Below are 21,756 nucleotides of genomic sequence, written 5' to 3'. Positions count from 1 at the left end.
ATGCGGCCGTCCCAGGGTGGGGCGGCCTTTCCTTTGAAGGAGGAGAAATGACAGCAGATGCCGATGGCGACGACCTCGGTGCGGTTGGCGTCCCGATCACCGGGTTCGCGGCCGTTCAGCTCACCGGAGGCCCGACGTACCTGACGTCGGTGCAGGGCGCGACGCTGCCGATCACCGTGCCCGCCGGGTACGAGAAGGTCGGGCTGTTCAAGGTCGACGGCGGCCCCCAGGAAGGCGGCGACGCGGGCGACCCGATCGAGTTCTTCCAGCAGGGCAAGAAGCTCGCCGGTGACGACCAGCCGACCATCCAGATCAACCTCGCGCAGTTCGATCAGCGTGTCCGTCGCCTCACGACCGGCAAGACGCCGGACGCGAACGGGATGATCGTGATCACCGGGCTGACGCCCGACACGACGTTCCCGCTGCTGGTGGTGACGAAGTACAAGAACGGCGCGACACGCGTGCGCAACGGTCTCGCGCGCATCTCCGCCGTCGAGACCGACCAGGAGACCCGCGGCGAGGTGAACGGCCGCGCCGTGACCTTCGAGTGGATCTGGGACGAGACGATCGGTGGCTTCTCCCGCGACTGGCTCATCATGCCCACGGGTGCCACTGCGAAGACCGGCTGGACGGTGACGCTCAGCGGCTCGCCGACCGGCGGCACCTTCACGCTGTCGCTGAACGGTGTGAACACGTCGCCGATCGCCTTCGACGCTGCGGCGTCGGCGGTCACCAGCGCACTCAACGGGATCTCGGGCGTCACCGGGATCTCGGGCATCACCTCGACGGGCTCTGGCCCGTACGCGGTGACGCTGCCGACGGCCGCCGTCCTCGCGCTCGCGTCGAAGTCGCTGACCGGCGGCACCAACCCCGGCGTCGCGGTCGCGTGATGAACCGGCTGGCCGGGTGCTATCGGGTCGCCCGGCCAGCCTCCACCCGGACCCGAGAACCCCGATAGGAGAACATCATGGCCACACGCGCCACCAAGCCCGCCCCGGCGTTCACGGACGCAGACTTCGACAACTGGACCGAAGACGATGAGGACAAGGCCATCGCCGCCCTTGCCCCCGACGTCAAGCACATCATCGTCGAGAAGAAGTTCGTCGGCCGATTCGAGGACGGCGTGATTGTCCAGCTCCCGCTGAACATTACCCTCGACGACCTCGACGCGCTGTCCGAGTCGACGGAGAATCCTGTCGAGCAGGTCAAGTCGATGCTGCGAACGATCGGCGGCGAGGATGCCGTGCGCGAGTTCTCGGCGCACAACTTCACCGAGACGCTCGCGATGACCACCCGGTTCTTCGACGTGTTCCAGCGTGTCGCGGGGGCGAAGCTCCCGGAATCCTGAGCGTCGTCCAGATCATTCGAGAGCACCGCTCCGCGGCCGCGTGGACGCTTCGCGCGTCGTGCGGGGTGGGGCTTTCGGACCTGGGTGACGCCGTGAACTGGGGTGAGGCGTGCGTGCTGGTGAAGCGCGCCGCTTTGGACCCGTCGACTGCGCTCGGCGCAGAACTGGCGGGGTGGGCGTATCCCGCGTCCATGCCGGAGTTGCTGACCCTGCTCGCACAGATCCCGAGCCGGAATACGGCGAAGGCGGTCATGCCGTGGTCAATGAAGGTCCCGGACGAGCAGACGCCGGCCACGCCGGATGAGATCGCATCCGCGGATGCCGCTCTCGAAAGCGAGTTCGTCTTCACCTGATCCTGGGAGGTGGCATGTCCGACGAGCTCGGCTCCGGCCACTTCGCGATCGTCCCCACGATGCGGGGCTTCCGCTCCACCGTCACCAAGGAGGCCACGCGCGCCGGGATCGCTGGCGCGAAGGCCACCGAGGGCGGCTTCCGCGGCATCGGTCAGAAGCTGGGCCGCAGCCTCGGTCGTGACCTGAAGTCGTCCGTGGCGGCTGCCGCGGCGGACATGGGCGCGGCCGAGGTGTCGAAGCTCACTCGCGACGTCGCCTCAGCATCCAGCGCTCTTTCGAAGGCTCGGCTGAAGCAGCAGGATGACGCCGGTCGCGTCCGTGTCGCGGAGACGCGTCTCGCGGAGGCTGTGGCGAAGTCGGGTGCGGAGTCGTCCCAGGCTGTCGCTGCGCAGGAGCGTCTCAACTCGGTCCGCCGGAACGCTCAGGTCACGACGGAGGCTGTGGCGACGGCGACGACGCGTCTGCGGAACGCGCAGGAGTCGTTGCGCGCCACGCAGACCGCTCTGGCTGCTTCGACGGTCGCCGCGTCGGGCGGTGTCGCGCAGCTCCTCCGGAACTTCCGGTCGGGGTTCACGGACGCTCGTGCCGCACAGTCCGCGTTCAGCGGCGTCACCGGCTCACTGGGCGGTCTTTCTCGTGCTCTGCTGAACGTCACAGGGTTCACGTACCTGGGTCGTCTGGCGCGCTCTGGTGCCCTGTCGGTGTCGACGGCGTTCACGTCGCTGGCGACGATGGTCGGCGGGCAGCTCGCGAAGGCTTCCGCTGTCACCCGTTCGTGGGTGGCGGGCATCAGCTCCACCGTGCGAGGTGCGCTCGGACCGTTCACGCAGTACGCCGCGGCGGCGGGAACGCTTCTCGCTTCGCCGTTCGTGCGCCTCGGTTCCCGTGTGTCGACGTGGCTTTCCCCCGTCACCTCGCAGGTGGCGAGCCTCGCCGCGAAGCTCGGCGCCACCGTTGGTCCCGCCGTGTCCCGCATGGCGTCGAACATCGCCTCCGGCGTGTCCAGCGCCGCTCGCAGCATCGGGTCGGCCGCGTCCACCGCGTTCCAGTCGATCGTCGGTGCCGCGCAGCGCGCCGGAGCCGCCGCAGGATCCGCGCTCGAGAAGGGCATCCAGGACGCCGCCACCGGAGCGGTCACCGTCGCCACCGTGGGGATCGGCGTAGCACTGTCCAAGGGCTTCTCCCGCCTCAACTCGATCGACACGGCCCGCGCGAAGCTCACCGGCTTCGGCAACGACGTGTCCACGGTCGACCAGATCATGCAGGACGCCCTCGCCTCGGTGAAGGGCACCGCGTTCGGACTCGGTGAAGCTGCCACGGTCGCCGCGGGTGCCGTCGCCGCGCAGATCAAGCCCGGTGAGCGACTGCAGGCACACCTGAAGGCGATCGCGAACAACGCGTCCGCCGCCGGCATCTCCCTCGAGGAGATGGGGTCGATCTTCAACAAGGCGGCCACCCAGGCCAACGGTGTGCAGAACGACGTCATCGGTCAGCTCGCCGACAAGGGCATCCCGATCTATGCCGAGCTGGCGAAGATCATGGGCGTCACCGCGGGCGAAGTATTCAAGATGGCGTCCGAGAGCAAGGTCGACTTCGAGACGTTCTCGAAGGCCGCTACCGCCGCGGCCGGCACCGTCGCGGACCAGATGGGCCGGACGGTACCGGGGGCTGCGAGGAACTTCTTCGCCGCGATGGGTCGGATCGGTGCGAACGCGCTGCAGCCCATCTACGGCAAGATTGCCCCGCTGATCCAGGCTGCGACGTCGGCGCTCGGTCCCATCGAGGAGCGGGCGAAGGCTTTCGGCGATGTGCTGCTGAACGTGCTCGGTCCGGCTCTGGACAGCGTCACCGGGTTCCTGAACCGGATCGGTGAGGGCGCTTCGATCTTCACCGGCGCTCTCTCGGGTATGCAGTCGGTGATCGGCCCTGTCGTCGGCGCGCTGGCCGCGCTCGGCGCTGGTGGCCTCGGGGCGCTCCTCGCTCGCATCCCGCTGCTCACGTCGCTCCTGCCGGGGCTGACGGGCGCGCTCGGTCTGCTCGGTGGCCCGCTGGGGGTCGTAGCCGCGGTGTTCGCGGGTCTCGCGCTCGCCGGCACCGACGTCTCCGGACTCGTCCAGGGACTGACCGGCATCATCAGCCAAGTCGTCGCAGCGCTCCCGGGTCTCTCGGTGCAGTTCGCGGTGTTCGTGCCCCAGATCGTCACCGCGATCCTCTCGCAGCTACCGGTCCTGCTGAACGCCGGGGTCAACATCCTCGACGCCCTCGTGCAGGGCCTCGTGTCCGCGATCCCGCAGATCACCGCGGGCATCACCATCGCGATCTCCGGCATCGTCAACGCGCTCGTCGCGAACCTGCCGCTGATCGTGCAGGGCGCGCTGAACCTGTTCGCGGGTCTCGCGCGCGGGCTCATCCAGGTGCTGCCCGTCCTCATCACCACGGTGGTGCAGCTCGTCGTCAGCCTCGTCCAGGGGCTCGTCGCGTTGCTACCCACGATCGTCACCGGCGCGGTGCAGCTCTTCCTCGGGCTGGTCACCGCGCTCGTGCAGGTCATCCCGGTGCTGCTGACGGCGATCATCGGGGCGCTCCCGCAGATCCTCACGACGCTGCTCGGGATGATCCCGACGCTGTTGACGACCGCGATCACCCTGTTCCTGCAACTGGTGCTCGGGCTCGTCAAGGTCATTCCGGATCTTCTCACCACCGTGGTGGGAATGCTGCCGGTCCTGCTGACCACGCTCATCGGGATGATCCCGACCCTGTTGTCGACGGTCATCCAGGTGTTCCTGCAACTCGTCATCGGGCTGCTGACGGTGATCCCGCAGCTCCTCGTGGCGATCGTGGGGATGCTGCCGCAGATCATCACCACCCTGATCAGTCTCATCCCGACGCTCCTCACAGCGTCGATCGAGCTGTTCAAGGCGCTCATCACCGCGATCCCGACAATCCTCCCCGAGCTGCAATCGACTCTCGAGTCGATGGGCCCGGAGATGGTCGACGCGATCATGGCCCTCGGGCCGGCGCTGCTGAACGCTGGCACGGAGATCATCAAGGCGTTCGTCGACGGCATCTCGGACGCGATCCCCCTAGTTGGGGACGCGCTCGGCGGTCTCATGGACTTCGTCGGCGGGTTCTTCCCGCACTCCCCGGCCAAGCGCGGACCCCTATCGGGTTCGGGGTGGCACGCGCTCCGCTCCGGAGGATCGTCCGTGTCCGGTCAGATGGCCGCGGGTATCGACGATGGTGTGTCCGATGTGGAGCGGGCTTCGGCGGCGATGGCCGCTGCAGCGCGCGCCCAGGCGGGTCGTGTTCAGACGGCCGTGGAGGGAGTCTCCTCCACCCTCACTGTTCAGGGTTCCGCCGGGTCGACGGCTGGTGCTTCGGCGTCGGCGTCGGTCGTGCAGAACAACCACTTTGAGCACATGGATCCGCAGGTGGCTGTGGTCGCGGCGGGTCAGTCGCTCGCGGCGGTGGCGAGGAGGGCGGGTGCATGAGTGCTCTCGAGATCCGGGGGGATGGGCGCGTCATCCGTGGCGCCCCATCCTCCTCGGCCCCGACGGGGTTTTTCGTCGGTCGTGACGGTTTGCAGGGGTGGCAGGGGTTGCCGGCGCGTCGGCGTGAGGCGCTGGTGCGTGCGCTCTCCGATGGTGAGCACGATGTTCCGGTGCGTCTGCCGGCGCGGGTGATCACGATCGACCCGGGTCACATTCTCGCGAGCAGCGAGTTCGACATGCAGCAGCGCTGCGATGAGGCGAACGGGTGGGGTGCGCGAGGGAATCGTTTCGACCTCACGGTGGAGCAACTCGGTCAGACGTTGACGGCGACGGTGCGTGTGATCGCAGCTGAGGCGTTCGATCGGCAGCGTCGCACGGGCGGGATGCTGTTGGGCTCGTGGGCGGCGACTCTCGTTGCCCCGGACCCGCGAAAGTATGCGCCGCCTGCGACGTACACGGTGAGCTCGGCGGGTGGGTCGGTGTGGGTGCCGTCATGGGGGAACTTCCCCGCCCACCCAGTGATCGAAATTCCGGATGCCCCGTCGTCGTATTCGGTGTCTTCTCCGGGTGGGGTGTTCACCGTGACAGGGGCAACAGCGGGCGGTACTCACCGGATCGACATGATGACCGGGCGCGTGACGCGAGACGGTGTGCTGCTGCCTGGCGTCGGTCACGGCCAGCTCTGGGCGATCCCGGATGGCACGCAGTGGCAGGTGTTCCTCTCCGCTCCCGGGCGGGTGATTCACCGCGACACGTTTGTGTGAGAAGGAGGTGACCGGTGGAACCTGACTGGTCGCTCTGGGTGCACGACGCGAAGACTGGGGAGCCGATCCGTCGACTCGACCCGGAAGGGGAATGCCCGTTCTCGGCGAGTGTCGCTGGGGACGGTGAGAGCAAGGTCACCATCGTGGTGAACGACGCCGGCTACCCGTGGGCGCCGGGGGAGATCGCGGACCTGTTCAAGCCGAACGATCGGCTTCTCGTCCGGTGGTGGGGCGTCAACGGCGGCGCGCACCCCGGAGACCTTCCGTTCTTCGCGCACAAGATCGACAGTTGGGACTACCCACTCGATGAGGGGAAGGTCACGGCGTACGCGATCGACCTGCTCACCGAGTCGAAGTGGCGCATGGTCGACGGTGTCGGTGCGGACAAGTACTCGACGTTGACGATCACGAACCGGGATGCGGCCGGTGCGGTGGCTCAGACGATCGCTCGGATGATGCAGTGGTGGGGCCCGGCGGGCATGTACCCGATCGACCTCCCCGCGGACAACCCGGGGACGTTCAGCGGGTCCTATCCATTCTGGAAGGGCTACTCGATCTACGAGATCCTCACGGAGATCAAGCAGGCGATGGGGGTGGAGATCTACCTCCGCCCGTATGCCACCGCCGGCGGCGGCGTGCGATTTCAGACGCGCGTGGCACCACGGGTGACCATCGGGAGCACCTTGTTCCACCTCGACGCCGCACGTAGCCCCGTCGCGGGGATCACGTACCGGGTTGACGGGTCACAGCAGGTGACGGGTCTTCAGGGCATCGGTAACGGCACGGGTGAGGACCAAGAGACAGCAGCCGCGGGTGGCGTCATCACCATCCCGATCCGCGATACCAAGAAGTCGTTCGACGATCTCTCGGGCGCTGCGCTGCAGCAGGCCGTAAGCGCTCACTACGCCGCGAACGTGGAACCCATCGTCCAGTGGGACGTCGGAGGCTTCACGATCGGCGACGAGTACCCGCCCGACGTGGTCGGCGCAGCGAGCGTCTTGCAGATCGAGGTGCCCACAAACGCGGACGGGTCACCGTTCGATCCCGTCATCCCCGCCGGCATCCACACGCTCCGCGTGGTGAAGGTCTCCGGCGGCAACGGGCGGCAGTTGAAGCCGGAGGTGCAGCTTGCCTAACCTCAACGACGTCGCCGGATGGATCGACGATCTGAAGCGTCAGGTTGCTCGATTGAAGTCCGGTGCGTTCCTCGAGAACGCCTCCGTCACCGCAGGGCGTCTCCGCTTCATCGGCGGGCTGTTGAAGCTCGACTCGGGTGCCACGCTCGACGGGGACGGCACGTTCCGGTGGCGGGGTACCGGCTCCATCGCTGGGGACTGGGAAGTTCTCGAGGGTGGTGTCCTCCGTGTCGGGAATGTCCTCATCAGTCCCATCGGTGGCGGTCGCATCATGATCGGTGCAGGCCCGAACGGCATCATCCTCGACGGTGGCGCGGGTTCCCTCACGAACGGGAACGTCACCATCGAGGGCGGCAAAGCCACCTTCGGCACCGGCTCGAACCGTGTGGTCGTCGATGGCGCCAGCGGGCAGGTGTCGGTCGGCACCTCGATGACATTGGACCCGTCCACCGATGGTGGCGCGGTCCTGTTCTCCGACGGGTCGAAGCTGTACTCGAACACCACCGCGATCGGTGTCCGGAAGGGCATCAGCGCTCTCACGGTCGGTGACGCGTTGGCGACTCTTCTGTCCGGTGGGAAGTACATCACCGTGGCGGACGACGGCATCACGTTCGGCGGTATCCGTGAGGTGACCAGCACGGACGGTGTGAAGTGGCTCGGTATCACCACATCGGGTGAGGTCGTCATGGTTGCGCCCGGGGTGGGTGGGCCTGGTGGGAGTTTGTCGTGGCCGTTGCCGCCGTCCACGGTGACGGATGAGTACGGTCCGCGCGAGTCGCCCGGTGAGGGTGCTTCGACGTTCCACGAGGGCATCGACTTCGGCGCCCCGAACGGCACCCCGATCCCGTCTGCTGGGTCGGGGACGGTCGAGTTCGCCGGGTTCGACTCGGCCGGTGGCTACGGCTACTACGTGCTCATCAACCACGGCGGTGGGTTGAAGACCCGCTACGCGCACATGAACGGTGCCCCCGCCGTCACGACGGGATCGCATGTCGCGCGCGGTCAGATCCTCGGCGAAGTAGGCAACACCGGCACCTCGTTCGGGAACCACCTGCACTTCGAGGTCGAGGTCGACGGAGTGCGGGTCAACCCGCGGACGAAGCTCCCCGCCGCCTGACCACCGCTCTGCACAGCCCGCGCATATGCCCGGGACTACTGGAAAGGACGTGCCCGCATGCCGCGATACGCCAACGGGCAGGCGCCGCTCAGCGCGCTCGTCAAGCTCGGCGACCAGCACTACCTCCCCGCCGGGACCGCCGCACGGTGGAAGGAGCTACAGCGCCTCGCCTGGGAGAAGTACGGCGTCTGGCTCGTCATCTCCCCGGGATGGAACGCCTACCGGCCACTGAGCATCCAGTACGAGTACCGCGCCGAGCTCGGCGTGTGGGCCGCGGTGCCCGGGTACTCGTCCCACGGCCTGACGTACGGCGGCCGGGATTGTGCGGCGATCGACGTCTACAACTGGGCGTCGCTCGGCTGGGCCCGGTTCGTCGCGCTCTGCCGCATCGTCGGCTTCACCGTCGACTTCGTCTCGCCGCAGGAGCTGTGGCACATCGGCGACTTCGACCCCTGGAACGTGCCCGCGTTCGCGGACATCACCATCAACCCCGAGACCACCAAGCTGCCCGAGCCTGAGGAGGCCGAAGACATGCCTATCAACTTCCGATCGACGACGGGCGGCGTGAGCTACACGATGGTGCCCGGCATCTGCATCACCCGGCACTTCAACGAGATCGCCGCGGCGAACACGAACTACTTCAACACCGGCAAGCCGTGGCCTGGCGAGAACGCGAGCCAGGCCGACCGGGAGAAGGCCGGCGAGCGGCAGCTCACCGACGCGGGGATCCTCATGCTGCTGAAGCAGTACGGGTTCACGTGGGCGTCCCGTGACATCGCCCGCCTCCCGAAGGACGGCGAGACGCTCGACGCCGACCACATCCTCCGGGCGCGCGGCGTCGACATCAGCCGATGACGATCCGGGATCGCATTCGGCGGGCGTGGGAGTCGATCACCGAGCCCCGTCACCTCAAGGCGACGTACTTCGTCATCTACGGGGTGGCGCTGGCGACCGGGTTCGCGACGCTCCTGCGCCCGCCGCAGTCCATCGAGGGTGCCCTGGGCACACCGCTCACAGCCATGTGGGCGGCGTTCGTCATCATGGGCGCCTTCGGCGGCATGCTGACCGTCTTCCCCGGCTGGTGGTTCGCCGAGCGCATCTCGATCGTCATGATCTGGACCGGCGCGGCGATCTACTTCGGCGTCGTCCTCATCCTCCACCTGGCGCAATCAGGGTCACGGCTCACACAGATGGGCTGGATCGCTCTCGGCGCTGCGGTGTTCTTCGTGCGGTGGCTGCTCATCAGGAAGTACACCTTCGAGCCCCGGAGGTGACATGGACGCCGCACAGCTCTGGACCCTCATCCTCGGGTCATCGGTCGTCGGCGGCATCGCCACCAAGACCCTCGACTGGATCCGCGATGCCCGCGCCGGCCACCTCGAGCGCCGACGCGCGGAAGTAGACAAGGCGATCGGCGAGCGTGACAAGGCGCGCGCCGAGCGCGACGCTGCGGTCATCGACCTCGCCGCCGAACGTGCCGCGCGTGATGCGGACGTCCGGTGGTGGGAGCGGTGGGCGCGGATCCTCGAGGAGGCCCTCGCACTCGCGCGCCGGCGCTTCATCGACGCTCCGGGGACTGATCCCGACGAGCTCGATCCCTACCCCTCGCGGCCGAGCCGCGACAAGCCCTGACCCCGGCACCTCGCCGGGGTCTTCTCGTTCCCGGAAGGAACTCTCGTGAACCTCTCCAACCTGACCAACCCCACATGGTGGGCGGACGCCGGCAAGCGCGCCGCGTACACCGCCCTCGCCGTCGCCGTACCCTACCTCGGTGCCTCGCTGCTCGCCGAAATCCCGTGGGTGACGGTGCTGCTCACCGCCGCGCTCGCGTTCGTCGCGTCTATCGTCACCAGCCTCGCCGGGCTCCCCGAGGTCGAGGGCGTGAACCTGCCGTGGTGGCTCGCCGCCGTCGAGCGCGTCGTGAAGACGTTTGCACAGTCCCTCGCCGCCGGTTTCGTCGGCGCGACCCTCATCACCGAAGTCGACTGGGCGTTCGTCCTGCAGGCTGCACTCATCGCCGCCCTCGGCTCGCTTCTGCGTCTCATCCTCGTCACTCTCCCCGCCGACCCCTCGCGGCAGACCGTGAACCTGCAGGTCGGTGAGTACCGCATCGAGAACGTGGTGCAGCCGGTGGACCCGCACAACCCGTCGCAGTTCCGCGACACGGGCGCGCACAACCAGCCGTGATCCGGTTCCTGGCGGCGGTCCTCCTCGTGTGGGCCGCCGCTTCTGTCTACCTGCACATTCCCCGCCCGGTTGAGGGCTGAGAGGAGCGCCGCGTGGCGACTTACTACGGCATCCTGAGCGACTTCGCCGGGCGTCCGTTCCCCGGGGCTGTGCCACGGCTCGAGGTGACGACTGACCGTGACGCGGTCGGGCCCAGTGGTCTGCTCTCGCGGCGCCCTATCCCAGCCCCCCTGGCGTCCGATGGGACGTTCATGGTGAACCTCGTCCCGTCCGCGCAGACGTCGCCCGCGGTCAAGTACATCTTCCGCTGCACTTGGCTGACGACCACATCGGGCGGTGTCGAGGTCGAGTCGGGTTGGTCCGAGTGGATGATAACCGCAGCGATCGGTGGTGGCCCGGTGAAGGACATGGTGAGCGCTCCCGTGGCGGTGTGGTTCATCGGTCCGCCGTGGCCCGAATCCCCGGTTCCGGGGGCCTTCTATCTGAACCGCAACGGCGATCAGCCGTGGGCCCGTTACCCGGGCTGAGAGGAGCATCATGGCTGACCTTCCTTTCGGGCTTGCCCCGGTCGCGTTCCTCAAAGGCGCTAAGGGCGATCAGGGAGACGACGGGCCACGCGGTCCACAGGGGCCACGGGGTCTTCCTGCTGCTGGCGCGCTTGCTGACGACGCGACGATCGCGGCGTTCCTCAGTGGCGGCGACACTCAGTCGGGTGCGGCCGTCCAGCAGTTGGCGAGCGAGCAAACTGCCGATGACATGCAGAACCCGGAGTCGCCGCTTCAATCCCGCACTCTGACGCTGGTGGAGCAGCGGGTGCTGGAGGGGTTCCCGGGGATGCCGTTGTTCTTCAACGGTGCCCTGTCGAACCGGAACGTCGCACGACCGAACTGGGCCGGTGTCGTCGTGTGGCGCGTCTGGTCTGGTGCCCCGCTGCCGACGAACTTCGCGGCGGGTGACGAGGTCGACGAGGTCGAGGTGACGACCGAGCTACTGGCTCGTGACACGTTCGCACGCGGTGACGGTCTCCTCGGTTCCACCCCTGTGGGCGGGTTCCTTTGGACCACTGCCGGGGGCGGCACGTGGGGCATCGTGTCGGAACAGGTGGCGATCACCGCGACGGGCGCGACTGGCGGGTACGCCGTCATCAACACGGGCGTATCCCGCACGCGGACCCGGGTGTCGATTCCGGTGCAGGCGGCGGGATACCCGGGCATCACCGGTCGGTACGTGGACGAGAACAACCACTTCCTCGTGTCCCGCGTTTCCTCGTCGCAGATCACCTACCGGCTGACGAAGCGCATCGCCGGCACCGTGACTGACGTGGGGGTGTCGACAGTTCCGATCGCGTCGGGTGACGTGATTGTGTTCGACGACCTTGTCGTCGGTCGCCTGCGCGTCTCTGTGCTCAAGGGGTCGGATGAGTTCGTCGTATTCGATGAGCAGACCGCTGGGTTCTCCGTCCCGGAGTTGGCGACGGCGACACGGGTCGGGTTCTACACCGGGAACACCTCGAGCGCGGTCGCGGCTGCGCGGTGGGGGACGATTCAGGTTGATCGGGCGGTGAGCTGACGTGGCATCCACCCCTGCCGGGACTGTCTATACGGTTCGCTCCGCGACGGTGTCGGGGGGTGGGTCGACGTTCTGGGGCATCGCGGAGTCTGCGCTTGCCCTCCCGGAGCGGTCGTTCGTGCTGTACTGCCACGGTGCCGGTGGGTCGGCGGATCAGTTCGCGACGATGCCTGCGTGGGCTGGGCTGCGGAACTGGATCATCGACAACGGGTGGGGATGGGTCGAGGGCATCGGCGCGGGCGCGAACGCGTGGGGTTCCCCGGCGTCGATGGCGGCGTATGAAGCGTCCCTCGCTCACGTGTCGGGCCTGTACGACATCAAGAACGTGATCGTCCTCGGCCGCTCGATGGGCGGTCTCGTGGGAGCGCGCCTGTACTGGACGCGCCGCGGTTCGGATGCCCGATTCAAGGGGTTCATCTCCAACTCGGGCGTGCAGGATCTCGTGTGGGCGTACGACTGGGACGGGGGCCGGTGGACGTCCGCCTTCAATGCCTCGTGGGGCGTGTCGTCGAAGGCGGAGCTCGTCGCGGCGTCCGCGGGGATGAACCCGGTCGCTGGCCCCGCGTCACGGTGGACAGGCGGGAATGTCCTGCAACTGTGGGGCGACGCGGACACCCTCGTCCCTCCGCAGTTCAATGGCGAGGCCATGCGCACCATGTACGCCGGTCAACCCGCGGTCGACTGGGTCGATATCCGTGGTGGCGGGGATCACTCCGCGTCGAACGGTTCGTACACACGCGTGAAGCCAATGACCGACTTCCTGCTCGCGGTCACCGGGGGGACACCTCCGGAGCCGGAGGCGGGCTATGGCTACCGGTCCAAGCGCCGTTCTATCTATGTGGACGGGGTGCGGTACACGGTACGTCGTCGCCGTTAGGAGCCGTGCGACAGGTGCCTGCACCCGCAGGGCAGGGGCGCGAGTCCGGACATGTCGTACTCGGGCACCTTGCATTCGGCGGGCCGAGGGCGCATCCCGAGGAACCGGCGGATGCCGGAGCCGCGGGTGGGTGTCGTGATCGCCGGGTGTCGGCAGTCCGGGCATTCGGGGGACTCGCCTTCAAGCCCGGCGGTGATATCCGGCAACCCGGTGTCGGCCTTATGCACGGTGCCCCCCTTCTGGTTCGTGATCGTACAGCAGTAGTCGTCCCGCGCGGTGCGGGAGTTCAGGAGTCCCTCATGCCCCGGATCGATCTGACCACGCTGATCCGCGATCTCGCGCTCGAGCCAATCCCCGTCGCCGCGACGGTGAAGGTGCAGGCGCGAGACGCGCGCGGCCCGTACGTCTCGATCGACGGGGACAAGGTGATCTTCTCTCGCCAGCGGGACATCGTCCTCCGCCCTGGCCAGCCGCAGCAGATCGACGTGCCCCCGACCGACGGCGCGCACTTCTGCTGGATCAGCGTCGCGGTCGGGACGGTCGAACGCGAGTGGACACTCTCCGTCCCCGACACGACCGACGTCGTCCCCTTCGGCGCTCTGATGAAGGTGAACCCGGACACGTACCAGCCGACGGAGGACGTGCTCGCCGAGTGGGACATCCTCCGTCAGGACTCCTACCGAGCGCGAGCCGACGCCGTCGCCGCCGCAGGCGTGGCGGAGGGGCACGCGAGCGACGCCGCGGGATTCGCGGGCGCGGCTGCCAGTTCGGCGGGGTCTGCGGCTTCGTCTGCAGGTGACGCCGCGGGTAGCGCGGGTTCTGCCGCTGGCTCGGCGGGCCACGCTGCTGGCTTCGCCGGAGCGGCGTCGGAGAGCGCAGGGCAGGCATCCGGGGCGGCGGGACGCGCGAGCGACTCTGCTTCGGCCGCGGCTGAGAGTCAGAGGAAGGCAGGACTGTCGGCGTCCGCTGCCGCAACGTCGGAGTCGAACGCCTCGACCCACGCGGGCACGGCGAGCACGAAGGCGAACGAGGCGAGCACAAGCGCCTCAACAGCCAGCACGAAGGCCGGGGAAGCCGCCGACTCCGCGTCGTCGGCCGGGCAGTCGAAGGCCACCGTCGAGCAGCTCGTGCAGACGGCCACGTTCCTGTTCGTGCAGCAGGGTGACCAGCCCCCCGGCGTCCTGAACCTCGCCGACGCGAAGACGAACGCGATCATCCACCGCCGCCTCACCGGCAACGTCACCGGGATCACCCTCCCGACGGTGCCGACCCCGGGGCAGATGATCACGCTCGTGCTGACGCAGGACGCGACGGGTGGGCGCACGCTCACCATCCCGGCCGCGATCTTCACGCACGAGGGTCTGGATCCGGTCCTGTCGACGACGGCCGGCGCGGTCGACATGATCGGCATGGTCTACGACGGCATCCGCTGGTGGGCGATGGTTCCGGCGCAGCGGGGCGCGTGATGCGCGCGCTCCTGCTCGATCGGCGCGCCCAGCCGGAGTACAACCTCATCCGCGACCCGCTGGGCCAGAACGCGCCTTCCATGTGGTCGACCTTCGGCGGGGGCGCAGGCGGTGGCACGCCCGTTGCGCTTACGTCGGTCGCCAGCGCTCTGCTCGGAGGCTTCGCTGGACGCATCACAGCATCGTCCGGCGCGACCAGCACGAACGCCGAGATCTCGCCCATGCGCGACTACCAGGTGCGACCGGATGCCAGAGGCCGCATCGGCCTGCTCATGTGGATGCGCGCGAGCACAGCTCGCCCCGCCGGAGCCGGATACATCCGATTCCGTGGGACCAGCTACGACGGCATCGTGCGTCTCGACCAGCCCATCGGCACGAGCTGGACGCTAGTCCGCGCCACGGCCACGAACCTACCCACCGATCGCGCCTACGGTGCCACGTACAAGGAGGACAACGGCGGCTCCTTCGCCGCGGGCGAGTGGATCGAAGCGACCCGGGCACGCCTCGTTCAGGGCGATGCCCCCCTCGTCTACTCCGGACCCGACACGCCGGGGTGGAAGAGCCGCGCCAGCGGAGGGTCCGTCGGCTGGCCGTACACGCTCGACAGCATCGCCGGTAAACCGATGGCGAGCATCGAGGGCGACGGCGTTCAGGCGGCGATCAGCGGTCAGCCCTTCGACCCGTTCTCGGTCTACTGGGTGTACGACGCGTACTCTCCTGCCGCGGAGTGGACGGAGCCGTTTGCGGTTCTCGGTGCACCGCTGGGGCAGCAGTGGTCGACGGGCTGGGCGACGCACGGCGCGCTCTCATTCGGCCGCCGGAACCTCTCGGACTACACCTACGCGCACTCGCGCCTCGGCACCGGCCCAAGCCCGCTCGACAACCGCAACGGCATCAGCCCGACGCGGATGAACGAAACCCGCGCGTGGGAGGTGGGGCGTCACGTCGTTGCCCAGGCGATGACTTTCCCCGGGGGCACTGACGCGAGTCTGCTGACGATGATCGACGGCAAGATCGACCACGTGATGACGTACGCCGGCGGTGCCGGGATCGGCATTGCCCGCGCGCTCATCCGCGCGCGCACGCCGAGCGCCTCGGCGAACCTGCCAACGCCTGTCAACACGAACGCGCTCGCGATCCGCGGGCTGTTCTACGCCGCGAACCACGACCGAACGACCCGCCTCGCGGTCGCCCGGTGGCTCGCCAACCGTTACGGCACCGCACTCACCACCTGACCGCCACCCCGGGGTGGTCCGTATCAGGAGGAGGCGCCGAGGGCGGCTGCGTCTCGCGGCATCAGTGACTATGGTGATCGTGTGGCGTATGAGGGAAAAACCATCATCGACGAGGTCATCCGCGTCGCAGACCTGTTCACGGTCACGGATGAGTTGCGCGGGTTTAGTCTCGTCAACTGTGTCCTCGTCGGGCCGGGAATCCTCTACCTCAACGGTGGCTCACTACATGGGTGCGCATTTGAAGGGCCTCTTGCGGGTATGGTTTGGGACCTCCCCGAAACTGATCGCATTCTGGGCCCCATGGCGTTCCTTGACTGCAACTTCGAAGGATGCCGTTTTCAGCGGTTGGGTTTCACCGGCCCACCCGAGATCCTTCAGCAGATGCGTCAGATACACCAGGTCTCGAGCTAGACATGACCGTTGTTCAGCGTTCTGTCGCGCGTTCTGTACCGCTCGACGGCTCGCGCGGTTTATCGACACAGGAGATGGCGAAAGCTAGCGACACATCCCTGGAGCTGCTTCTAATCCGTCCGTCCGATGCCTTGGAAAAGCGCCTGGGCGTTTTAGTATCTCTGCGCCCTGGATGGGATGGGGTGGGGTCGGTCGCCCCCTCACGAGCCGCAGTCAATACTCTCTACCGAGCCGCGGAACATCTGGCGCGAGGTCGAGCGCTCATCGGCGCGAGTCCCCACGCCGACGGTTACATCAACGTCGAATGGGAGAAATCTGGCATCTGGTACACGGCCCTGCTCTGGCACGACCGGATGGATCTGATGATCGACGACGAAGTGAACGACAACTTCCAGTCCCGTACGGTGCCACTCGACGCGGGGGCGCTGACAGACTTCTTGCGGTTCTCCGAATGACCATGCCGCTGCCTGACGACGAGGTACTTCGCCGTCAGGTACATCCGACCGCCTGGCATCCGTCCGAACCCAAAATCGACAGCTCCGCCTTCAAACCTCGCAAGAACGAACCCGACGGCCGGATTTCGTGCATGCGCGCAGCGGTCGATCCGGCAGATGCGTGGAAGAGGTACTCCGGCGGCGACGAGCGGCGTTCCGCTGGGACTTTCGGCGTGCGCGTAGATGAGGCTTCCGAAGTCGGCTGTGGGGCGGGCGACGACTCTCACGAACCGGACAAGCCGGCCGACCACGCGTTCATTGAAGTGCGGCCCGACGAGCGAAGCATCACGCGAAAGGCGCGAGCGCTGGCGGCCTATGCAACTGCTCGCGGGCCTCTGTTCACTCCGTGATCTGCATGACGCCTCCGGCGTCCCTCTCTGAGAGGTGACGCTGGGGGCGTTTCGTCGTTATTCCAGGAAGTCGTTCCTGAGATCGTCGAGAACAGACTCGAACAATGCCATGACGTCCCCGGGGCTGACGAAGTCGGCAAGGGGCGTGCCATTCAGGGCTGGGACGATCTCGAACTCAGCGAAACCGGCGGGCCCCACCATGTGGCGAATATCGAATGTTCCCCCATGAGCGACGGCGTTTCGTACATGCCGCGCGAACTCGAACGACGGCCGGTTATCGAGGTAGCGGAGCTCACCCAGGCTCTGCCCAAGTTCCAGAGCAAGCAGGTTGGACCATGCCCAGAACGTCGGCGTGTAGTCGGCGTCGGCCAGCACCGAGGTCGCCTCCGAGATGCTTACGGGGTGGTGCCCCCCTCGATGCAGAGGAAGAAATAGCTGTTCGGGAGCCATAGCACCCGTCCAACCGAGGGCCCTGAAAACGCCATCGCGAGCCGCAGTCGTGAGTAGGCCAGCCCCCATCATCCCGAGCGCGGAGTAGGCCCTGAGACTCGTCAGCCTCTTCACGATCGCATCGAGCTCACTCATTCGAAGCTCGCCCGTGGGTGCACACTGCACAGCACCGCCCTTGTCCGCGGCCGAGTTTTTGAGCGCATCGGCCACTGGACTCGTCGCACCTCTCACAGAGACCAGGGATAGGTGTGACTTGGCTCGGCCGACGGGGAAAAGGAACGATGCGAGCGATCTGTTCGGAGTCGATTGTCACGGTTGCTCCTTCGTCGTCGGCTTTCGGTGTGTCAAACCATATCGCCGGTGAGTGGGCAGCGGTGGCTCAGGACGTGAGGTCGTCAACGGCACCCGCCCAGACCCAGCACCGATGCTCGATCTCTTCGACGCGGAAGACGATGCCGACGGCATCCGGTGTCCACCTCGCGGCGACGGCGTCAACCCGCACGGGCGCGTCGCCGAACCGCACCCAGGCTTTCACCTTCCGGCGCGGCCGCGGGTCGATTGTCAACGGCACCTCGTTCAACCGCAGTTCGACCGCGGTGAGCGACTGCAGCGGCCCTCCGCGCGAGATGTTGAGGAGGATCCTCTCGTCCATGCGCCGATCGACTACGTGTGCGTAGCGTCTGTTCGTTCCCACGGGTGCCCGGGTGTCCTTTCCCCGGCCGAGAGGGGTCCAGGCTACGTCATCCCACCGACACGGGGATGACGTCGATGCGGCACGCATGGCACCACGTGGCCGCGATCACCGTCCCGCAGAGGGGGCACGCGAGTGGCGGTGGGAGGGTCATCGGGGGAGCGTAGCCGCAATGTCGGAGGCCCCGAGGAGACTGTCCACATGACGAGCATCATGACGACGGAGCTGCTCGACTTCGAAGAGCAGTGGCCGAGATGGTCGGGCCGAAAGGACGAGGCGATCCGCGCCCGCTTCGGCGTCCCGCCGGCGCGGTACTTCCAGCTGCTCGAGCACGCGATCGACACGCGTGAAGCGCTCGAGGCGAGGCCCATTCTCGTGCGCAGACTCCTGCGTCAGCGGGCTGTCGGCGGCCGTCGAAACGCGAGCTGATCTGCCCACATTTTGCCCACATTCACCCCCACCTCACCCCTTCGAACACCACCGCACGCCACCGCATCATCCGCGTAATTCCGCGGTGAGCGCGGTCGCTGGCGGGCGTGCAGAGAGTTCAAGTCCCACCCGCCCTACCATCCCGCAGACCGCGGGCGTCGCGCGTGGCGCACGGACGGCCGGGGACGAACGAGGGGCCGGGGACCCGGCATCCCTCCTCCGTTCGCCCCGGCCCTCCCGCCGTCTTGCTTCGCGTGTCAGACCAGAGCCGGCGACGACACCTCGTCGCGTACGATCGCGGCCCCCGCGGTCAGCGCGCTCATCTTCTCCATCGCGACGCGGCGCGGAAGCGGAGCCATGCCACAGTTCGTCGAGGCGATGAGCTTGTCGGCGTCGACGAACTGCAGGGCGCGGCGCAGGGTCTCGGCGACCTCCTCGGGCGTCTCGATCGTCTCCGTCGAGACGTCGATGGCTCCGAGCATGACCTTCTTGCCGCGGATGAGCTCGATCAGGTCGATCGGCACGTGCGAGTGGTGGCTCTCGAGCGACACCGCGTCGATCGTGGATCGCTGCAGGAGGGGGAACGACTCCTCGTACTGGCGCCACTCGGAGCCGAGCGTCGCCTTCCAGTCGTTGTTCGCCTTGATGCCGTAGCCGTAGCAGATGTGCACGACCGTCTCGGCCCGCAGCCCCTCGGCGGCGCGCTCGAGGGCGGCGACGCCCCAGTCCTTCATCTCGTCGAAGAACACGTTGAACGCCGGCTCGTCGAACTGGATGACATCGACCCCCGCCGCTTCGAGCTCACGCGCCTCCTGGTTGAGGATCGTCGCGAACTCCCACGCGAGCTTCTCGCGGCTGCGGTAGTGGCGGTCGGAGAGCGTGTCGATCATCGTCATGGGTCCCGGAAGGGCCCACTTGATCGGTCGGTCGGTCTGCGCTCGGAGGAAGGCGGCATCCTGGACGAAGACCGGCTGACGCCGACTGACCGCTCCGACGACCGTGGGAACGCTGGCGTCGTACCGATTGCGGATGCGGACGGTCTCGCGGTTCTCGAAGTCGACGCCGTCGAGATGCTCGATGAACGTCGTGACGAAATGCTGACGGGTCTGCTCGCCGTCGCTGATGATGTCGAGGCCGCGGCGCTCCTGCTCGTGGACGGCAGCACGAAGCGCGTCGTGCTGGCCCTCGACGAGCTCGGCACCTTCGAGCTCCCACGGCGCCCAGAGGACCTCGGGTCGTGCGAGCCACGCGGGCTTGGGGAGGCTGCCGACGAGCGCGGTGGGCAGAAGAGCCGAGGTCATCGCAGCACCGCCCCGACGTTCGCGGACCACGCGTCGAGAGCGGCGCGGTGCGGCTTCACGAAGTGCTCCTCGGCGTAGCGCCCCTGCACCACGGCGAGTTGACTGCGTTCCTCGCGGTCGTAGTCGATGCCGGTGCGAACGAACTCCGCCTGGTCGAGGGTCGGGCGGTACACCTCGCCGGCAGGGACGACGGCGTTGTAGATCTCGGGACGGTAGATCTTCTGGAACGTCTCCATCGTGGCGATCGTGCCGGCCAGCTGCAGGTCGGTGTAGTCCGCGAGCAGGTCGCCGCGGAAGTAGAACGCCAGCGGTGCGACGCTGCCGCGCGGCATGAAGTACCGCACCCGCAGGCCCATCTTCGCGAAGTACTCGTCGGTGAGCGAGAACGCGTCCTGCACGTACTCGACGCCGAGCACGGGATGCACGACACCGGTGCGGTGATACGTGCGGCTCGTCGACACGCTGATGCAGATGACCGGCGAGGACGGGAAGCGGTCGCGGTACGCCGAGGAGTCGAGGAAGTGCTGGAAGAGTTTGCCGTGCAGGTCGCCGAAGTCGTCAGGCACCGTGAAGGCCCCCGCGGCGGCCTTGGCTGCGGGCAGGACCACGCTGAAGTCGTAGTCGCGGAGGTACGACGAGAAGTTGTTGCCGACGATGCCCGCGTGACGCTCACCGGTTTCGGTGTCGACGATGTGCACGTCGAGGACTTCGATCACGGGGAACCGCTCGTCGTCGGTCCCGTCGGAGAACTGCAGCTGCACCGACACGATGTCGAGCTCGAGGCGATACCGCGCGTCGACGGAGAGCAGCTCGTTGACGCGGCGATCCATCATCGACAGGGCACCGCGGAGATTCTGTCGACGCCCCGCCCCGCGAGCGAGGTTCGCGAAGTTCGTCGTCACGCGCGAGTTCTCCGCCGGGGCGTAGTCCTCGTCGAAACGGGTGGTGGTGATGCTGAACGTGATGTCGTTCGTCATGACGTGCCAATCAGAAGGGGTCGGATGCCGCTTCCTCATGGTGCTCGCCTCGATCAGTCATCGGGTAATTCGAGCCGACTATGCAGTGGTATAGCCTCTCCCTATGGCCCGGCGCACGAGCGGTATCACGCTCCAGCAGATGCAGTACTTCATCGAGGTCGCCGCGGAAGGCTCCATCAGCGCGGCCGCCGACCTGCTCTACGTCGCACAGCCGACGATGTCGGCGGCCATGCGCGATCTCGAGAGCCGGGTGGGAAGAGATCTCCTGCTGCGCTCCGCCCGGGGTGTCACGCTCACCAACGACGGCGTGGAGTTCCTCGGCTACGCCCGACAGGTCGTGGAGCAGGCCGAGCTGCTGGAGCAGCGCTACCTCGGTCGCCCCCCGTCTCGCCGACTGCTCGGCGTCTCGGCGCAGCATTACTCGTTCGTCGTCGACGCGTTCGTGCGCATGGTCCGGGCGAGCGACGCGGCGGAGTACGAGTTCTCGCTCCGGGAGACGCGGACGTGGGACATCATCGAAGACGTCAGGACGTTGCGTAGCGAGCTCGGCATCCTGTTCCGCAACGACTTCAACCGCAATGTCATCGACAAGCTGCTGCGCGATTCGGGGCTGGCGTTCCACCCGCTCTTCGTCGCCGACCCGCACATCTTCATCTCCCGGCGCAACCCTCTCGCCTCGCGCGAACGAGCGACCCTCGACGACCTCGTCGACCTTCCTCGCCTGACCTTCGACCAGGGCGCGAACAACTCGTTCTATTTCGCCGAAGAGATCCTCTCGACGCTCTCGAGCGCGCAGGAGATCCGCGTCTCCGATCGCGCCACGATCTTCAACCTCATGATCGGCCTCGACGGCTACACGATCTCGACCGGCATCATCAGCGACGACCTCGACCCCGAGATCGTGGCGGTTCCCCTCGACGTCGACGAACGGATCGAGATCGGCTGGATCGGCCGCACGGCCATCCCGCTCACCGATCAGGCGCAGCGCTATCTCGCGGAGGTGCGGACGGTCGTCACCGAAGCGGGGGTGGCGCTCACCGACCCGGTGGCCTGACATGGCGCGGCACCGCGGGATACGCTCGGTCGAGATGGACCCCAGCGCCCCGCACC

General features: G+C 67.4%; 24 protein-coding genes. 20 read left to right on the top strand and 4 right to left on the bottom strand.

Translation table 11 applies throughout. The annotated features are described in order from the left end of the window. Positions 1-47 precede the first annotated feature (47 nt). The 18 genes from NS220_RS02065 (at position 48) to NS220_RS19555 (ending at position 16,798) form a co-directional block, all read left to right on the top strand. Positions 48-890 carry a hypothetical protein gene (locus tag NS220_RS02065; RefSeq protein ID WP_058622446.1) on the top strand — a complete coding sequence of 281 codons (843 nt, stop codon included), beginning with the start codon at positions 48-50 and terminating at the stop codon, positions 888-890. A gap of 77 nt (positions 891-967) precedes the next feature. Next, positions 968-1,348, top strand: a complete 381-nt coding sequence (locus NS220_RS02060) for a hypothetical protein (RefSeq protein WP_058622445.1) — start codon at positions 968-970, stop codon at positions 1,346-1,348. Between the two features lie 65 nt (positions 1,349-1,413). Then, positions 1,414-1,701 (top strand): hypothetical protein, encoded by a 288-nt coding sequence (locus tag NS220_RS02055; RefSeq protein WP_242864503.1) that lies wholly within the window; start codon positions 1,414-1,416, stop codon positions 1,699-1,701. A gap of 14 nt (positions 1,702-1,715) precedes the next feature. Continuing rightward, positions 1,716-5,192: a phage tail protein gene (locus NS220_RS02050; RefSeq protein ID WP_058622443.1), complete on the top strand. Its 3,477-nt coding sequence runs from the start codon at positions 1,716-1,718 to the stop codon at positions 5,190-5,192. 170 nt (positions 5,193-5,362) lie between these two features. Further along, positions 5,363-5,956: a hypothetical protein gene (locus tag NS220_RS02045; protein WP_153004115.1), complete on the top strand. Its 594-nt coding sequence runs from the start codon at positions 5,363-5,365 to the stop codon at positions 5,954-5,956. A 14-nt stretch (positions 5,957-5,970) separates the two neighbouring features. After that, positions 5,971-7,092 carry a hypothetical protein gene (locus NS220_RS02040; protein WP_058622441.1) on the top strand — a complete coding sequence of 374 codons (1,122 nt, stop codon included), beginning with the start codon at positions 5,971-5,973 and terminating at the stop codon, positions 7,090-7,092. Beyond that, the gene (locus tag NS220_RS02035; RefSeq protein WP_058622440.1) at positions 7,085-8,209 is read left to right on the top strand and encodes a M23 family metallopeptidase; all 1,125 of its coding nucleotides are present in this window, start codon (positions 7,085-7,087) and stop codon (positions 8,207-8,209) included. Before NS220_RS02040 ends, NS220_RS02035 begins: the two co-directional genes overlap by 8 nt. 57 nt (positions 8,210-8,266) lie before the next feature. Further along, on the top strand, positions 8,267-9,064 hold the full coding sequence (locus NS220_RS02030; RefSeq protein WP_058622439.1) for a hypothetical protein: 798 nt from the start codon (positions 8,267-8,269) through the stop codon (positions 9,062-9,064). Further along, entirely contained in the window at positions 9,061-9,483 is a 423-nt protein-coding gene (locus NS220_RS02025; protein WP_058622438.1) for a hypothetical protein, read from the top strand. Before NS220_RS02030 ends, NS220_RS02025 begins: the two co-directional genes overlap by 4 nt. A 1-nt stretch (position 9,484) precedes the next feature. Beyond that, positions 9,485-9,841 (top strand): hypothetical protein, encoded by a 357-nt coding sequence (locus NS220_RS02020; protein WP_058622437.1) that lies wholly within the window; start codon positions 9,485-9,487, stop codon positions 9,839-9,841. A 45-nt stretch (positions 9,842-9,886) separates the two neighbouring features. After that, complete coding sequence (locus tag NS220_RS02015; protein ID WP_058622436.1) at positions 9,887-10,396, top strand: holin; 510 nt, start codon at positions 9,887-9,889, stop codon at positions 10,394-10,396. Between the two features lie 92 nt (positions 10,397-10,488). Then, positions 10,489-10,923: a hypothetical protein gene (locus NS220_RS19565; protein ID WP_153004114.1), complete on the top strand. Its 435-nt coding sequence runs from the start codon at positions 10,489-10,491 to the stop codon at positions 10,921-10,923. 10 nt (positions 10,924-10,933) lie between these two features. Beyond that, on the top strand, positions 10,934-11,965 hold the full coding sequence (locus NS220_RS02005; RefSeq protein ID WP_153004113.1) for a hypothetical protein: 1,032 nt from the start codon (positions 10,934-10,936) through the stop codon (positions 11,963-11,965). A gap of 1 nt (position 11,966) precedes the next feature. After that, positions 11,967-12,842, top strand: coding sequence for an alpha/beta fold hydrolase (locus NS220_RS02000; RefSeq protein ID WP_153004112.1), 876 nt, complete (start codon positions 11,967-11,969; stop codon positions 12,840-12,842). Between the two features lie 299 nt (positions 12,843-13,141). Continuing rightward, the gene (locus tag NS220_RS01995; RefSeq protein ID WP_058622432.1) at positions 13,142-14,308 is read left to right on the top strand and encodes a hypothetical protein; all 1,167 of its coding nucleotides are present in this window, start codon (positions 13,142-13,144) and stop codon (positions 14,306-14,308) included. Continuing rightward, complete coding sequence (locus NS220_RS01990) at positions 14,308-15,543, top strand: hypothetical protein (protein WP_206542978.1); 1,236 nt, start codon at positions 14,308-14,310, stop codon at positions 15,541-15,543. The genes NS220_RS01995 and NS220_RS01990 overlap by 1 nt, the downstream gene beginning before the upstream one ends. A gap of 413 nt (positions 15,544-15,956) precedes the next feature. Continuing rightward, positions 15,957-16,409 carry a hypothetical protein gene (locus tag NS220_RS19560; protein ID WP_153004111.1) on the top strand — a complete coding sequence of 151 codons (453 nt, stop codon included), beginning with the start codon at positions 15,957-15,959 and terminating at the stop codon, positions 16,407-16,409. Next, positions 16,406-16,798 (top strand): hypothetical protein, encoded by a 393-nt coding sequence (locus NS220_RS19555; RefSeq protein WP_153004110.1) that lies wholly within the window; start codon positions 16,406-16,408, stop codon positions 16,796-16,798. Before NS220_RS19560 ends, NS220_RS19555 begins: the two co-directional genes overlap by 4 nt. A gap of 57 nt (positions 16,799-16,855) precedes the next feature. On the opposite strand, the gene NS220_RS01975 is transcribed toward NS220_RS19555, so the two are convergent. Both NS220_RS01975 and NS220_RS01970 read right to left on the bottom strand, forming a co-directional pair. Beyond that, positions 16,856-17,458, bottom strand: coding sequence for a hypothetical protein (locus NS220_RS01975; RefSeq protein WP_153004109.1), 603 nt, complete (start codon positions 17,456-17,458; stop codon positions 16,856-16,858). Positions 17,459-17,627: 169 nt separating this feature from the next. After that, positions 17,628-17,900 carry a hypothetical protein gene (locus tag NS220_RS01970; RefSeq protein ID WP_242864501.1) on the bottom strand — a complete coding sequence of 91 codons (273 nt, stop codon included), beginning with the start codon at positions 17,898-17,900 and terminating at the stop codon, positions 17,628-17,630. A 240-nt stretch (positions 17,901-18,140) separates the two neighbouring features. On the opposite strand from NS220_RS01970, the gene NS220_RS01965 reads away from it, so the two are divergent. After that, the gene (locus NS220_RS01965; RefSeq protein ID WP_058622426.1) at positions 18,141-18,368 is read left to right on the top strand and encodes a DUF3263 domain-containing protein; all 228 of its coding nucleotides are present in this window, start codon (positions 18,141-18,143) and stop codon (positions 18,366-18,368) included. A 257-nt stretch (positions 18,369-18,625) separates the two neighbouring features. Here NS220_RS01965 and NS220_RS01960 read toward each other — a convergent pair whose 3' ends face one another. Further along, positions 18,626-19,669: a methionine synthase gene (locus tag NS220_RS01960; RefSeq protein ID WP_058622456.1), complete on the bottom strand. Its 1,044-nt coding sequence runs from the start codon at positions 19,667-19,669 to the stop codon at positions 18,626-18,628. Next, positions 19,666-20,646: a putative oxygenase MesX gene (locus NS220_RS01955; protein ID WP_058622425.1), complete on the bottom strand. Its 981-nt coding sequence runs from the start codon at positions 20,644-20,646 to the stop codon at positions 19,666-19,668. Before NS220_RS01955 ends, NS220_RS01960 begins: the two co-directional genes overlap by 4 nt. Before the next feature lie 103 nt (positions 20,647-20,749). Between NS220_RS01955 and NS220_RS01950 the strand changes: the two genes are divergently transcribed. After that, the gene (locus NS220_RS01950) at positions 20,750-21,700 is read left to right on the top strand and encodes a LysR family transcriptional regulator (protein ID WP_058622424.1); all 951 of its coding nucleotides are present in this window, start codon (positions 20,750-20,752) and stop codon (positions 21,698-21,700) included. The last annotated feature ends 56 nt before the right edge of the window (positions 21,701-21,756 follow it).

The organism is Microbacterium testaceum (genome assembly GCF_001476655.1).
Classification (GTDB): Bacteria; Actinomycetota; Actinomycetes; order Actinomycetales; family Microbacteriaceae; genus Microbacterium; species Microbacterium testaceum_C.
Note: the sequence above shows the minus strand (reverse complement) of the source record. Positions and strands in the feature narration are given on the sequence as shown.

What these genes read in the sequence shown, in the direction of transcription:
- NS220_RS01995 (WP_058622432.1), top strand. Translation starts at nt 13,142, where the DNA reads ATGCCCCGGATCGATCTGACCACGCTGATCCGCGATCTCGCGCTCGAG.
- NS220_RS02020 (WP_058622437.1), top strand. Translation starts at nt 9,485, where the DNA reads ATGGACGCCGCACAGCTCTGGACCCTCATCCTCGGGTCATCGGTCGTC.
- NS220_RS02005 (WP_153004113.1), top strand. Translation starts at nt 10,934, where the DNA reads ATGGCTGACCTTCCTTTCGGGCTTGCCCCGGTCGCGTTCCTCAAAGGC.
- NS220_RS02060 (WP_058622445.1), top strand. Translation starts at nt 968, where the DNA reads ATGGCCACACGCGCCACCAAGCCCGCCCCGGCGTTCACGGACGCAGAC.
- NS220_RS01950 (WP_058622424.1), top strand. Translation starts at nt 20,750, where the DNA reads ATGGCCCGGCGCACGAGCGGTATCACGCTCCAGCAGATGCAGTACTTC.
- NS220_RS01955 (WP_058622425.1), bottom strand. Translation starts at nt 20,646, where the DNA reads ATGACGAACGACATCACGTTCAGCATCACCACCACCCGTTTCGACGAG.
- NS220_RS02065 (WP_058622446.1), top strand. Translation starts at nt 48, where the DNA reads ATGACAGCAGATGCCGATGGCGACGACCTCGGTGCGGTTGGCGTCCCG.
- NS220_RS02025 (WP_058622438.1), top strand. Translation starts at nt 9,061, where the DNA reads ATGACGATCCGGGATCGCATTCGGCGGGCGTGGGAGTCGATCACCGAG.
- NS220_RS01965 (WP_058622426.1), top strand. Translation starts at nt 18,141, where the DNA reads ATGACGAGCATCATGACGACGGAGCTGCTCGACTTCGAAGAGCAGTGG.
- NS220_RS02030 (WP_058622439.1), top strand. Translation starts at nt 8,267, where the DNA reads ATGCCGCGATACGCCAACGGGCAGGCGCCGCTCAGCGCGCTCGTCAAG.
- NS220_RS19560 (WP_153004111.1), top strand. Translation starts at nt 15,957, where the DNA reads ATGACCGTTGTTCAGCGTTCTGTCGCGCGTTCTGTACCGCTCGACGGC.
- NS220_RS02050 (WP_058622443.1), top strand. Translation starts at nt 1,716, where the DNA reads ATGTCCGACGAGCTCGGCTCCGGCCACTTCGCGATCGTCCCCACGATG.
- NS220_RS01970 (WP_242864501.1), bottom strand. Translation starts at nt 17,900, where the DNA reads ATGGACGAGAGGATCCTCCTCAACATCTCGCGCGGAGGGCCGCTGCAG.
- NS220_RS19555 (WP_153004110.1), top strand. Translation starts at nt 16,406, where the DNA reads ATGACCATGCCGCTGCCTGACGACGAGGTACTTCGCCGTCAGGTACAT.
- NS220_RS01990 (WP_206542978.1), top strand. Translation starts at nt 14,308, where the DNA reads ATGCGCGCGCTCCTGCTCGATCGGCGCGCCCAGCCGGAGTACAACCTC.
- NS220_RS01960 (WP_058622456.1), bottom strand. Translation starts at nt 19,669, where the DNA reads ATGACCTCGGCTCTTCTGCCCACCGCGCTCGTCGGCAGCCTCCCCAAG.